Source organism: Streptomyces sp. Ag109_O5-1, from assembly GCF_003814875.1.
GTDB lineage: Bacteria > Actinomycetota > Actinomycetes > Streptomycetales > Streptomycetaceae > Streptomyces > Streptomyces sasae.
In genome coordinates this window covers 5,923,274-5,936,559 of record NZ_RKQF01000001.1, presented here as the reverse complement: position 1 = coordinate 5,936,559, position 13,286 = coordinate 5,923,274, and the positions used below count along the sequence as shown (strand labels likewise).

The window sequence follows — 13,286 nt, the reverse complement described above, 5'->3', positions numbered from 1 at the left end:
CTGCCCATGCTTGGGGCCATGGACAGACGACGACAGCTCGGCGAGTTCCTGCAGACCCGCCGTGCACAGCTGCGACCGGAAGACATCGGCCTGCGGGTGTTCGGCGATCAGCGCCGGGTCCCGGGGCTGCGGCGCGAGGAACTCGCACTGCTGGCCGGGGTCAGCGCCTCGTACTACTCCCGGCTGGAACAGGGCCTGTCGTCCAACGCCTCCCCGCAGGTCCTGGGCGCGATCGCCCAGGCCCTGCGCCTGAACGACGCCGAGCGCCGGCACCTGCACGCCCTGGCCGACGGCGCGAAGACACAGCCGACCGGACGCCGACCGGCACCGGAGAAGGCAGGCCCGGCGGTGCGGCAGCTGCTGGACACCCTGGCGGACGTCCCGGCCCTCGTGCTCGGCCGGTACAGCGATGTCCTGGCGTGGAACCGCGCCGGGCACGCGCTGTTCGCCGGACATTTGGACACGGGCGGCCCCAACCGCCCCTGGCAGCGGCCGAACATGGCCCGCCTGGTATTCCTGGACGGGCACACCCGCGAACTGTACGAGGACTGGCAGGCCAAGGCCCGGGCCGTGGTCGGGACGCTGCGCCTGGCCTCCGGTCGGTTCCCGAACGACCCGGCGCTGGCCGCGCTGGTCGGAGAGCTGTCAGTGAACAGCGCCGAGTTCGCGGGCCTGTGGGCCGACCACCGGGTCAAGGCCGGCGACACGGCGCTCTACCAGATGCGTCACCCGCTGGTCGGCGCCATGACCGTCACCCAGCAGGCCCTGCGTACCGAACAGGACCAGCACGTCGTCATCGCGACCACCGAGGCCGGCTCGCCATCGCGGGCCGCGATGACACTCCTGGTCCACACCGCGGCCACCAGCCCGGACCGCTCCGAGCCGGCCATCGAGGAATCCCGCGCGGTGCCGCTGCCCGAGTAGCGGGCTCCCGGCACCCCCTCCCCTTTTCACCGGCGAAGTCCATGCCGGTACCACGAGGGCTGAGGCGCGTGCCGCCGCCGAACGTGCGATCCACCTGGCCCTGCACGGCATAGTCAAGCCGTCGTAAACGCTGACGGGCAGTCCGAGCGGTCGGCGGACATCTCGTGGACGCACCTGGCCAGGACCGCTACCAAGCGCGTGCTGGTGGTCTCGTTGGATGGCGCGGCGCGGTCATCGCTTCCGCAAGAGGCGCCTAGCTCCGGCTGTCCGCCCCGTCCCGTGGGGATCCCGGAGTCTCGGTGCGTCCCGCCTGCCCCGCGGCCGGAAGGGCAGTCGGAACACCGGCCTGGGCGAGGAGGCACAGCGCTGCCGCTGACGTGGTGCCGGCGTCGGCGGTCGCCACGACTATGCGCTGGCCCTCCTCCTGCGGGACGTTCAGGGTCTGGAGGTTGAGCTGCATGCGGCCTACGAGCGGATGGTGCATGCGGTACGTCGCAAGGTCCCACTTCCTGACCCGGTGTTCGGACCACATCGTGCTGAACTCCGCGCTCTTCATGGCCAGTTCACCGATCAGCGCGGCCAGCCGAGGATCGTCCGGATGCTGCCCGACGGCGAGCCGCAGCTTTCCTACCACGTCCCTGGCCTTCTTCGGCCAGTCCACGTCGTAGAGGTCCCGGGTGTGTGCGTCCAGGAAGACCAGCCGTGCCGTATTCGGGCGCCGGTCGGGCTGATCGGGGATGTGCGGGTCCAGATGCCCGGCGAACAGGGCGTGTCCCGTGCGGTTCCAGGCCAGTACGTCGCTGCGGCGCCCGAGCACGACCGCGGGTGCGTCGCCGAACGCGCCGAGCAACTGCTGGGTCGTGTCGCCCGCCCGCTCCGGCGCGGGCCTGCGCCGGGTACCGGTGCGGCGCGAGGCGCGGGCCAGGTCGTGCAGATGGGCCCGCTCCACCTCGTCCAGCCCGAGGGCACGAGCCAGCGCGTCCAGCACCTCCGGTGAGGCGTTGAGCGAGAGCCCCTGCTCCAGCCGCGTGTAGTAGGACAGTCCCACCCCGGCGAGCTGTGCCAGCTCGTCGCGGCGCAGACCCGGCACGCGACGGCGTTCTCCGAAATCCGGGAGTCCCACGTCCGCCGGCTGCAACTGCGACCGGCGGGTCTTGAGGAACTCCCCCAACCGCGGCTTCTTGTCCATACACCGAGTATCGATCACCGGGACGCCAGGCAGCCTGCCCCTGGCAGGGGCAGGCTGCGAGCAGCCAGCGCCAGCACACTCGGAGCCACGAGCAGGACGCAGGTCCGCCCCGCAACGGAACACGGGCGGGGGTGGACGACCGGCGTCACCGGCCCGGAACCCCGGTACGGCGGTTTCGCCGTCCATGCGGTCCCGGCTTCGGCTCGGCCCGACTCACTTGGCCACGGCATCCCCGCCCACCGCGTCCCGGACGCGATGTCCGGCGTACCGGCCGGACCGCGTCTCACGAAAGGGAAACAACATGTCTGCGCTGTACACCACCGAGGCCCTGTCGACCGGTGACGGTCGCAATGGCGAAGTCCGGTCCCTCGACGGCGTCCTGGACGAAGTCCTGGCGGTCCCGAAGGAGATGGGCGGCCCCGGCGGCGACAGGACCAACCCGGAGCAGCTCTTCGCCGCCGGATACGCCGCCTGCTTCCACAACGGACTGCGCCTGATCGCGCGCGGGCAGGGGGTCGAACTGTCGGCCTCGACCGTGCAGTCGAAGGTGAGTCTGCTGGCACGGGAGGCCGGCGGTTTCACCCTGGCCGTGTCGCTGACCGCGCACCTGCCGGGCCTGGAGCAGTCCACCGCCGACCAGTTGATGAAGGCCACTCATGAAGTGTGCCCGTACTCCAACGCCACCCGGGGGAACATCGAGGTGACCCTCACGGCCACGGTCCAGTAGGGGACTTCGGGCGGCTGATGCCCCGAAGAGACTCAGCGGCTGTCGCCACCGCGTGGTGGCGGCAGCCGTGCCCACCATGCCCGTGGGCCACGACACCCGGGGGGCTGTTCGGCCGGTGGGACTCTCCCCGCCGGGCCGCCCGGCAACCCCGGCTTCACACTCCTTGCTGTGCTCCTGGCGCCTGCAGCCTGCCTGATCGACGAGGACACGTCGGCGCCGAACAGTCTCACTTCCGCCGGCGAAGTCCTGAACCGGCGCCCCCACTTCCCAGAAACCGCGTGCCCAGTGACCAATATCGGACATACCGCGGACGGCGGTACGAACGCGTGAAGTCCAGGCTCGATCCGCTGTCCATGGCGGCGATGGCGGTCACCGTGGTCTCCGTCTCGGCCACCGCCCCGCTCACCGCCGCCGCCTCCGCCTCGCCGCTCGCCATGGCCTTCTGGCGCAACTGCCTGGGCTTCGCCGTGCTCGGGCCTCTCCTGCTGTTACTGCGCCGTCGCGAGGTGGTGCGCGTCGCTCGGGGCGAGCGCGGCATCCTGCGCCGGGAGCAGTGGCGGCCGCTGGTCTTCGGCTTCCTCGCGGCCACGGCACTCGCCCTCCACTTCGCGGCCTTCATGTCGAGCACCCGACTGACCTCGGTCGCCATGTCCACGGCACTCGTCGCCACCCAGCCCGTCTGGCAGGCACTCATCGCCGCGGGCCAGGGCGTCCGGACGCCCCGCCGGACCTGGGCGGGTCTCGCGCTCGCCGTGCTCGGAGCGGCCGCTGCGGGCGGTCTCGACATCAGGTCCGGCGGTACAGCACTGCTAGGGGACCTGCTTGCCCTCGTCGGGGCCATCGCCCAGGCCGGGTACACCGCGCTGAGCGAACGGTCGCGCGCGGATGTGAGCACACCGCTGTATTCGACGTTCACCTCGTTGGTCTGCGGTGTGGAACTCCTTGCCGTCTGCCGGCTGGCCCACATCCCGCTGACGGGCTTCGACAGATCCACGCAACTGTCGCTGCTCGGGCTGCTCATCCTTCCCCAGATCCTGGGACTCGGCTCACTGAACTTCGCCCTCGGCAGGACATCGGCGACGACGATGAGCGTCCTGCTCCTGCTGGAGACCCCCGTGGCGGCGCTCGCCGCGTGGTGGTTCATGGGGCAGGGCATCCAGCCCGCGGCCGTGCCCGGACTCCTGTTGATCATCGTAGGCGTCACGATCGTGGTCACGAGCGGCGTCGCGGAACAAGCCACGGCCCAGCAGGGCAGACACCTCAGTGCAGGAATACCGCCGTACCCGGCCTACGCCCCCGGCCCACCCCAGCCTCCGCCCGCACCGCGGCACCCGACGTTCCCGGATTTCGCCAGACAGGACCCCAGAGTGGACTGGGCAAGGTACGCAGGGGACGAGAGCCCGACGGTCACCCTCACCACCTACCACGGTGCAGGGGCGTTCGACACCCTGATCTTGCGCATGCCGCGCATGGGGGAAGAGGAGACGAACCTCGACCGTCCCGCTGAGGCAGTGGCGGACCACGGTCGGCGGCGGTAGACCGCCCACCGCGGAGCCTTGGCCTGAAGGTCGCGCTGCGCTTCAGGACCGGATCACAGGGAGTCCCGCTGGTGCCCAACCGCCCCCCGTGGATAGTAGAGATCGACGTGGTCGTCGCCGAGGCGACGCGGGCTGTCGTCCAGCGCGGTGACCGGGCGAAGCCCCCCGTCCCGCTCAACTTCACAGAACGAACGGGGACTTGATCGGACTCTGGCATGCCCTTCAGAGTGATCGCCGAAGCAGAACCATCAAGGGAAGGCTGTTTCGCCGCAGATTGTCAGTCCCAGCATTCGGCAGGCTTCGCCAACGGGTCTGCCTGCCCACGTCTACCCCGTGTCCCGTCCACCGCAGATGATTCGGACGCGGCTTGGTGAGCCCCATCAGTGAACAAGGGAGTTCGTTTTGCCTGCTCTGCATGCTTGTCGCCGACTTGGCCGGGGGCTGACCGCCTGCCTGGCCACAGTGGCCCTCTCCTTCGTCGGCCTGGTCGCCTCCACCGGCGCCTCGCACGCGTCGGCCCTCAACTCCCCGTCACCATCGGCCTGTCCGACTACGGTGGCCAAGAAGGGGGTCTCCACCTGGAGCTTCGACGGGGTCACCCCGGCGCTCGCGGATTCCGGTGTCTCCTGGTACTACAACTGGGGTGCCGACCACCCCAGTATCACCAGCCCGTGCGGCGTGGATTTCGTCCCGATGATCTCGGGATCCTCGGCAGTCTTCGACGGCTCCCTCGACGAGGCCAAGAGCCAGGGCAGCAGCAGCCTGCTCGGTTTCAACGAACCCGACCAGGCGGGCCAATCCAACATGTCGCCGCAGGAGGCCCTCAGCCTGTGGCCGAGGCTGATGGCCACCGGGCTTGCCCTGGGCAGCCCGGCCGTCGCCAAGAACGCCGACATCTCCGGCAGTTGGCTGGACCAGTTCATGCAGGGCGCACGCAGCCTCGGCTACCGGGTGGACTTCATCTCCGTCCACTGGTACGGCGGGGACTTCACCACCCCTGACGCGGTCAACCAGCTGCAGAATTACCTGCAGGCCATCCATCTGCGCTACCAACTGCCCATCTGGCTCACCGAGTACGCTTTGCACAACTACGGCCCCGGCCCGGCGTACCCGACCACCCAGCAGCAGGCCGCCTTCGTCACGGCCTCCACCACGATGCTGCAGAGCCTGCCGTACGTCCAGCGCTACGCCTGGTTCACACTCCCGGCGACCCAGTCCGGAGCGACGGGCCTGTACCAGCCCGGCGGCACACCGAACGAGATCGGATCGGCCTACGCGGCAGCGGGACGCTGAGCCGCATCGAACCGAAGCAGCCCGGACATCGCAGGTGGAGTTGGCGTCAGCGGCATATGACGGGGCATCGGATGTGACCTGCCGGCACCTCAAGACCGCCGGCTGACCCGGATGTCCGAACCCAGGTCGCCGTCTACACGGCCTACCCAGGTCAGCGTGGCCATGCTGCGGGCCGGGAGCTGCACATCCCGTACCGGGCGGGAACGCGCGGAGGCCCCCATGCCGCTGGCGGCGACTGGGGGCCTCATGGTGTCCACCCGGACTTCCACGGCTTCACGGACGTGAAGAGGGCCAGTGTCACCGTCCAGTGGAGCACCGCGGCGCCCGCGTCCCAGGCCGACGCGAGATGTCTGTCGGGCAGCAGCAGCGCGAGGGCCGCCGCGAGGCCCGGGTCCAGCCCCCACCATGCGCTGCCGCCTTCGAGTCCGGCGTCGGCCGCGACGCCGGACACGTAGACCACCCACAAGAGCGCCATGACCACCCCCAGTGCGGTGAGGGCGGTGCGGTGGGGCAGCGGGGAATCCCGGGTGTGATCGTCTGTGTCTCTCGCGTCTCGCACATCCCGCAGCGTAGGCGGCGTCCCCGCCGTGCAGCCTCGGCCAAAAGGACGACGCGGTGGCTCCGAACCGGCCGGCCGGCCGAGGTGAAGGGCAGCCGCAGAACGGATGTTGGGGCACATGGCCAACAACACCTCCTCTCAGCCGCACGTGTTGAGCGGCATCGGACTGTCCAAGTCCTTCGGGTCCACCCGCACTCGACGGCGTGGACATCGCCGTGCGAACGGGCGAGTCGCTGGCCGTGATGGGCCCCTCCGGGTCCGGCAAGTCGACCTTGCTGCACTGCCTGGCGAACATCGAGCGCCCGGACAGCGGCCAGGTGCTGCTGAACGGCGAGCGCATCGACCAGTTGCGCGAGCCGGACCGCAGCGAGCTGCGCCGTACCCGCTTCGGCTTCGTCTTCCAGTTCGGGCAGTTGCTGCCCGAACCGCCGGCGGTGGAGAACGTGGCGCTCCCGCTGACGCTCGGCGGTACCTCGCGCCGCTACGCGGAGCGCCGCGCGCGTCGGTGGTTCGCGCCGCTGGGCCTGGAGGTCAAGGAGCCTCGGCTTTACGGGCAATGTACCGACAGGACCCGTACTACAGCACGGACATGTTTGCCACCCTGGACAGACACCTGCGGCACAAGACCGCTCACTCCCATGAGGAGTGAACGTCATGGCGCCGCACGAAGCTGTGCCGCCTCGTGGCGCAGTGCCCCCACGGTGGCCGTCACTTCGGGAGAGCGGTCGCGGACCGTGACGGCGACGACGGCTCGGCCGAGCCAGGCAGGGTCGTCGACGCGGACCGTGCGGACGCCGGCGGGGATCGCGGCGGCCGCCACTTCGGGGAGTACGGCGATGCCGAGACCGGTGGCGACAAGGCCGAAGCGAGTGGGCCATTCGCGGGCGGCGTAGGCGATCCGCGGATGGTCGAGGGTCGGCCAGGCGCCGAACTGGGGATCGTCACGCAGGCCCTTGCCGACGATCCAGGGTTCGTCCCTCAGCTCGGTCACCGGGATGGTTCCGCGGCCGGCGAACCGGTGGTCGGCAGGGACGGCGAGCAGAAGGCCGCCGTCGAGGAGCAGGTCGCGGCGCAGTCCCTCGAAATCGTAGGCGGGCAGGTCCGGTCCCACGCCGATCACCGCGATGTCGATGCGGTGAGCGCGGAGCTGGCGAAGCTGCGTGGGCGAGGACGCCTCGCCGAACTCGACGATCAGACCCGGGTGGTCGTTTCCCAGGCGGGCCAAAGTCCTGGGGACGAGCACGGCGGCGGCCGAGGGGAACGCCGCGATGGCGACTCGTCCGGTGACGTGGTCCTGCAGTCCGGCGAGGTCTGTGCTGACGGCGTCGATCTCGTTGAGGGCCGTCGCGGCTCGGCGGGCGAGCATCATGCCCGCGGGGGAAGGAGCGACCCCGCGGGCGCCCCGGACGAACAGCGCTGCGCCCGCGGCGGCTTCCATCGCCGCCACCTGACGTGACACCGCCGACTGCGTGTATCCGAGTGCGTCGGCCGCAGCGGTGAACGATCCGGTGTCGACCACTGCCTGGACGACGCGGAGACCGGTGAGGGTGAAGTCGGCCATGCCGTCATCCTGACACATTCCAAAACCGCATGTCTTCCATGAAAGACCTTCGCTGGTGGAATACCTGTATCGGCAGCACGATGGAGGAGCAACAGCAAGCAATTCACGCACAGCAATTCATGCAAGGGGAGCACCAGTCATGGCGAAGACCTGGTTCATCACGGGCAGTTCGAGGGGGTTCGGCCGCGAGTGGGCAGAAGCGGCGCTCGAACGCGGCGATCACGTCGCGGCGACGGCTCGGGACATCAGCCTGCTGACCCCGTTGGCCGAGCGGTACGGGGACGCGGTACTGCCGGTCCGGCTCGACGTCACCGACCGCGCCGCGGTGCATGAGGCGGTGCAGCTCGCCCATGCGCATTTCGGTTCGCTGGATATCGCGGTCAACAACGCCGGCTACGGGCATTTCGGCATGGTCGAGGAGGTGAACGAGGACGACCTCCGGGCTCAGATGGAGACCAACTTCTTCGGCGCGATGTGGGTCACGCAGGCCGTGCTGCCCTTCATGCGGTCGCAACGCTCGGGAAGGATCCTGCAGGTGACCAGCGAGGGAGGCGTACGTGCATTCCCCGGCATCGGCGCGTACCACGCCTCCAAATGGGCACTTGAGGGGCTGTCGGAGTCCCTGGCGCAGGAAGTGGCGGCTTTCGGCATCCACATCACCAACGTCGAGCCCGGCCCCTATGCCACCGACTGGCTGGCTCGCGGGGCACGGCACAGCGAGCGGCACCCGGACTACACCGAAGTCCATGCGGCCACTGCGCAGGATTTCGAGGTGGGCGACCCGCGCGCGACCCGCGACGCGATTCTTCGGATCGTCGATGCGGACGAACCCCCGCTGAGGATCTTCCTCGGCAAGTCCTTCACCGATGTCGCTGGTCTCTACAAGGAACGTCTGAGCACCTGGCGCCAGTGGCAGCCGGTCTCCCTGGCTGCGTTCGGCTGAGCGGAAGCGCCGACTTTCAGTGGGGGCGGTCATACGCGCCAGGGCCTGCCCGGCGCTTTCGCGCATGGACAGGTTGGCGTCCGCACGACGCGCTCAGACGATCCCCAACAGCACGGCACAGGCCGGCCGGCAGGTACGCCTTTGTATGTGGCTGCTGGGCCTATTTGCCGGAGCCGACGTGGTAGCCGACCGGGTCGACGTAGACGTCCGGAGCATTGCCGCTGGAGGCGGAGATGGTGAAGGCCAGCTTGTTGAGATTCACGATCTCCCCGACCCTCTCGTTGGGCGGGGTGACCAAGAGCCGGGTGTACTTCTTGCCGGAGCCGCTGGTGTCCGGGATGTAGCGGAGCAGGAAGCGGGTCTCCTCGCCGGGTCCGATGGTGACGGTGGACGGGGGGGCTTCGGTGCGGGCGGCGTCCGGCCCGGTGTCGCCCAGCCCATCGGGGCCCACGAGTTGAACGCCCGGGAAGCCGTGCATGCTGCACTTGCTGGAACCGGTGTTCTTCAGGTTGACGACTATCTCGTCCTTGGTCCCGCTGGCGGTGGCGCTGAGGGCGAGATTGTCGGTCTTGCACATGGAGCTCGACGTCGAGGACTGGGTCTTGGCGGAGAGTACGCTGCCCTTGCTGGAGCCGCTGGAGCCGCTGGAGCCGCTGGAGCCGCTGGAGCCGCTGGAGCCGCTGGAGCCGGACGAGGAGGAACCTGAGGTCGAGCCCTGGCCGCCGGTGGAGGTGCCGCCGGTGGTGGAGCTGCTAGCGGTGGTGGACGCGTTGGCATTGGCGGAAGCGCTCGATCCGTCGCTGCTGCCGCACGCGGTCAGCGAGAGGCCGGCAGCAGCGACGATGAGGGCGAGGGCGGGCATCTTCTTGACGCGCATCGGTACTCCTGGGAAGCGGTGTCGTATCGGTCGCTCGCTCCGGCTGAGCGGCCTCGGTCGCTTCATAGGAGGCCGGTGCCGGGCCATGCGTTGCCGTAGGAGTTGCACCAAGACACCGCTGTGACAAGCGAGTTGACGCGCCGTTACGGGATAGCGGAGAAACACGGACAGAGCGGGCCCATCGCGACGGCTACCGGGCCCTGAAGGCACACCCGGTGAAGTCGACCGCGTAACCACCCGGCCCTTCTCGCCGGTTTTTGCATCCTGCCGAGGGGCGTTAGGGGACCAAGCCACCAGACTCCCGTGGAGGAGTACCGGCAGACCGGCCGAACTGAGCAAAGATCCGTCGACAGGGTGGCCGGCACTGCGGGGCGCCGCCCAGGGTCGAGTCGGACCAGCAGTTGAGCGCCGGTGTCGGCTGCCGAGTTGAGGAAGCCTCCCCTCACGATCCACGCGGGCGGGCATGCCCGCGCCATGACGCGACTGTGAGGGGAGGGGCGACGTCGTGTCCACCCCTCGGCGGGGCCGTCAGGACCAGTGCCACACCTGGTTGGTGCTGCCCGCGCATCCGAAGCCCTGGACCCGTTGACCGTCCTGCCCGGAGGTGGAGGCTTGCGCGTCCAGGCAGAAGCCGTCCGGGACGCTGACCAGCGTTCCGCCGCCACCCAGCTGCCACGTCTGGGCGCTCAGCCCGTCGCAGCTCGTGGCCTGTACCTCCTGGCCGTTCTGCCCGGTCGTGCCGGCGTCGGCGTCCAGGCAGAGATGGCTGCCCCGATTGACGACGCGGTACTGAGAGCCCTGGCCGGCCACACGGTACAGGGCCCACTTCTGGGCGTCCGTGCCGTTGCACCCCCACACCTGGACGTCCGAGCCGCGATTGTCGAGACACCGGGCGACCGAGATGGCGTTGACACTCTCGGTCACCGTGACCGAGCCGGCCCGGACGGTGCCTCGGGGCAGGGCGTACAGAAGCTTCTTGGTCTGCGCGTCGACCTTTCCGTCGACGGTGAGGCCGGCCTCGGTCTGGAAGGCCCTGACCGCGGCGACGGTCGGGGCGTCGAAGTCCCCGCTGACCGGGACGTAGAGGCCATGGCTGTCGAGGAGGAGTTGCAGGGCCTTGACGCAGGCGCCGGTGGTTCCTGACGCGAGCTCGGCGGAGCACGCGGCGGTGCGGAGGTCCGGTGTCCCGGAACCCTGCGTGGTGGGGTCCTTCGTTGCCGCCGCACTCGGCGACTGTTTCACCGCCTGGTCCGCCTGCGACGGGGACGACGTCGGCGCCTTATGTGAACTGCTGGGCTTGGAGGCCGAGTTGGTATCGGACACGGTCGCCGACGTGTCCGGCCCGGGGGAGGCCGTCGCGGCGGAGTGGCTCTGCGGCAACAGTGCCACGGTGACGGCCGCGGCGACCGCGACACCCACCGTGGCGGCTGCGCCCACGATCAGTTTCCTGCGCCTCCCGGGAGCGGGGGTGACAGGGTGGTCGGAGGCGACGGAGCCGGCGGGAGGGGCCGCGGGTGGCGCGGGGGCGGCGGTGGGTCGTCCATCGAGCAGGGGTGCTTTCGGCGCGGCCCGTACCGACCGCTCGGCCGGCGCGGGGAACTGGTGCCCGATGGCGGTCCGGAACACCGTCTCCGGTGAAGGGCGCGATTCGGGTTCCTTGTCCAGGCAGGTACGGATGAACGCGGCCAGTTCCGCGTCGACGGCCGCCGCCTTCTCAAGGACTTCCTCCTTCGGCGGTTCGAAGGCGACCCGGTGCAGGACGTCGACACCGGTGCCGTCACCGAACGGCGCCTGCCCCGTGACGGCGTAGGCGAGGGCGGAGGCCAGCGCGAAGATGTCGGAGGCAGCGGTCACCTCCATGCCCCTGACCTGTTCCGGGGACATGAAGGCGGGGGTTCCCACGTTCTGGCCGGTGACGGTGATCGAGGTGCCGTCGGTGGCCTGGACGACTCCGAAGTCGATGACGCGGGCGCCGTCGGACGCCAGGATCACATTGGACGGCTTGAGGTCACGGTGGACGATCCCCGCGCGCCAGATGGCCTCGACCGCACGCCCCATGTCGGCCAGCAGCCGCCAGGCGGCGTGCGGGTCCATCGGCCCCCGCGCGTCGACGAGTTCGGCGAGTGTCGGCCCGGGGACGTACTCGGTGGCGACCCACACCAGGTCCTCGTCGCAACCGCTGCCCAGCAGCCGCACGATGTGCGCCCCCTGGACGCGGTCAAGCGCGCCGACCTCCCGCTCGAAACGCTTCCGGAACTGGGGGTCCTCCGCGTATTCGGGCCGGATCACCTTGACCGCCGCCAGGCCCGACCCGCCGGTCGTGTCCTGGCCCAGATAGACCCGGCCCATCCCCCCGCTGCCGAGCACCGACATCAGGGCATACGGGCCGACCCGAGTGGGGTCGGTCTTCTTGAGCGGGACCGGAGGCGGGGGCTCCATGCCGGCCGCCTCGTAGGCGAGCGCGCTGGACCGGCTGTGGTGAGGGACAGACATGGGAATCCCGGTCTCTCGCGTGACATGTGCGACGTGCGCGACTGGTGTCGGTCAGCGTGGAGACTAGCGCAACATGCTTTCGATAAGGGCGAGTTGGCGTTCGAGTCAACTGCGTGCCGCGTCGCCCGGCAGCGCCTGGGCGATGAACACCTGCTGGATCTGGCTGGCGCCCTCGTAGATACGGAACAGCCGTGCGTCGCGCTAGAAACACTCGAAGGCCACCCCGCGCATACAGCCCGCTCCGCCGTGGATCTGCTCTTGGTGTCCGCGCCCGAATCGAAGCCGCGGGCCGCCTCCAGGACCGTGGCGCGGCCGGCGTAGTAGTACACCTCGTCCTCTGGGGTGTACAGGTGATACGGCGGGGCTTCGCCCTCGGCGACGCTGAATCTCCCGACGGTCAACCGGCCGTCGGTGGCAGCGCTGTCGAGCAGATCGGACAGCGCTTGGTCGCGGCCAGTCCGCTCCCCGCCACGCTGCCCAAGAAGGCGGAAGCGCTCGGCGCAGTCGGCGGGCAACCCCTGTTCCTCGCCCCCCAGACCGCGAAGGACGTGTACGAAGCCGGATACGAACGACCGTACAACGCGCTGCTGCAGGTGGCCCCGGACACCGGACAGGTCAGACGGATACCGCTGGCACATCCACTGACCGGCGCGGCCACCCTCGTGGACGGCGTCGTCTACTTCGTCCGGTCCGACGGGACGGTCACCGCGGTGTCGGCCCGCAGCGGCAGACAACTCTGGCAGAAGACAACGGACATGGAGAGTCTGTCCGTGCCCGCGGTGTCAGCGGCGTACAAGCGGGTCCACTTCTCCAACCGCTTCGGCCGTCTGCTGGCACTGGACAGCCGCACCGGAGCAGAGGTCTGGCGCACCTCCGCCCTGGACGCCCCCGGGGACAAAGCGCAGGACTACCCGCCGCGCGTGCTGCTCGTCAAGGACGCGATCGTGGCGCTGGCCGGCGACACGGCCTTCCCCCGGAGCCCGAACAGGCCCGCCTGACCGGCCGAGGCAATCGCCGCGCACCGTGTGGATCAGCCCGCAGACCGCCTACGCCCTCATGCGGAGCTCGATCGGCCCGCGGGCCGCAAGACCGCCGCGGTCGCCCCGCCGGAACCGCCGTGTGGCCTTCCTCTCGCTGCTGGGGTCTCGGCGCGTTCGTCGGCATGTCGTCAGCTGATGGCGA

Annotated in this window: 11 protein-coding genes and 1 pseudogene; 7 read left to right on the top strand and 5 right to left on the bottom strand. The window is 69.8% G+C overall.

Translation table 11 applies throughout. The features are described 5' to 3' along the window. The first annotated feature begins 18 nt into the window (after positions 1–18). On the top strand, positions 19–924 hold the full coding sequence (locus tag EDD90_RS26730; protein ID WP_123975547.1) for a helix-turn-helix domain-containing protein: 906 nt from the start codon (positions 19–21) through the stop codon (positions 922–924). 253 nt (positions 925–1,177) lie between these two features. On the opposite strand, the gene EDD90_RS26725 is transcribed toward EDD90_RS26730, so the two are convergent. Continuing rightward, positions 1,178–2,113 (bottom strand): helix-turn-helix transcriptional regulator, encoded by a 936-nt coding sequence (locus EDD90_RS26725; RefSeq protein WP_123975546.1) that lies wholly within the window; start codon positions 2,111–2,113, stop codon positions 1,178–1,180. 301 nt (positions 2,114–2,414) lie between these two features. Here EDD90_RS26725 and EDD90_RS26720 point away from each other — a divergent pair, with 301 nt between their 5' ends. The 3 genes from EDD90_RS26720 to EDD90_RS26710 all read left to right on the top strand — a co-directional run bounded on the left by EDD90_RS26720 (position 2,415) and on the right by EDD90_RS26710 (position 5,671). Beyond that, a complete protein-coding gene (locus EDD90_RS26720) occupies positions 2,415–2,840 on the top strand; it encodes an organic hydroperoxide resistance protein (protein WP_123975545.1) in 426 nt (141 codons plus the stop codon). A 326-nt stretch (positions 2,841–3,166) separates the two neighbouring features. Further along, positions 3,167–4,378, top strand: a complete 1,212-nt coding sequence (locus EDD90_RS26715; RefSeq protein WP_221305131.1) for a DMT family transporter — start codon at positions 3,167–3,169, stop codon at positions 4,376–4,378. Positions 4,379–4,780: 402 nt separating this feature from the next. Continuing rightward, entirely contained in the window at positions 4,781–5,671 is an 891-nt protein-coding gene (locus EDD90_RS26710; RefSeq protein WP_221305130.1) for a glycoside hydrolase family protein, read from the top strand. A 244-nt stretch (positions 5,672–5,915) separates the two neighbouring features. On the opposite strand, the gene EDD90_RS26705 is transcribed toward EDD90_RS26710, so the two are convergent. After that, a complete protein-coding gene (locus tag EDD90_RS26705) occupies positions 5,916–6,230 on the bottom strand; it encodes a hypothetical protein (protein WP_123975544.1) in 315 nt (104 codons plus the stop codon). Positions 6,231–6,348: 118 nt separating this feature from the next. On the opposite strand from EDD90_RS26705, the pseudogene EDD90_RS26700 reads away from it, so the two are divergent. Next, positions 6,349–6,787 (top strand): annotated as a pseudogene (locus tag EDD90_RS26700) (ATP-binding cassette domain-containing protein); the annotation flags it as partial. Between the two features lie 95 nt (positions 6,788–6,882). Here EDD90_RS26700 and EDD90_RS26695 read toward each other — a convergent pair. Next, positions 6,883–7,791, bottom strand: a complete 909-nt coding sequence (locus tag EDD90_RS26695; RefSeq protein ID WP_123975543.1) for a LysR family transcriptional regulator — start codon at positions 7,789–7,791, stop codon at positions 6,883–6,885. Between the two features lie 139 nt (positions 7,792–7,930). Between EDD90_RS26695 and EDD90_RS26690 the strand changes: the two genes are divergently transcribed. Next, positions 7,931–8,734 carry an SDR family NAD(P)-dependent oxidoreductase gene (locus tag EDD90_RS26690; RefSeq protein WP_123975542.1) on the top strand — a complete coding sequence of 268 codons (804 nt, stop codon included), beginning with the start codon at positions 7,931–7,933 and terminating at the stop codon, positions 8,732–8,734. A 160-nt stretch (positions 8,735–8,894) separates the two neighbouring features. On the opposite strand, the gene EDD90_RS26685 is transcribed toward EDD90_RS26690, so the two are convergent. Continuing rightward, positions 8,895–9,611 (bottom strand): DUF4232 domain-containing protein, encoded by a 717-nt coding sequence (locus EDD90_RS26685; RefSeq protein WP_123975541.1) that lies wholly within the window; start codon positions 9,609–9,611, stop codon positions 8,895–8,897. A gap of 528 nt (positions 9,612–10,139) precedes the next feature. Next, positions 10,140–12,104, bottom strand: coding sequence for a protein kinase domain-containing protein (locus EDD90_RS26680; RefSeq protein ID WP_260328079.1), 1,965 nt, complete (start codon positions 12,102–12,104; stop codon positions 10,140–10,142). Between the two features lie 443 nt (positions 12,105–12,547). Between EDD90_RS26680 and EDD90_RS26665 the strand changes: the two genes are divergently transcribed. After that, on the top strand, positions 12,548–13,102 hold the full coding sequence (locus tag EDD90_RS26665) for a PQQ-like beta-propeller repeat protein (RefSeq protein WP_260328078.1): 555 nt from the start codon (positions 12,548–12,550) through the stop codon (positions 13,100–13,102). The last annotated feature ends 184 nt before the right edge of the window (positions 13,103–13,286 follow it).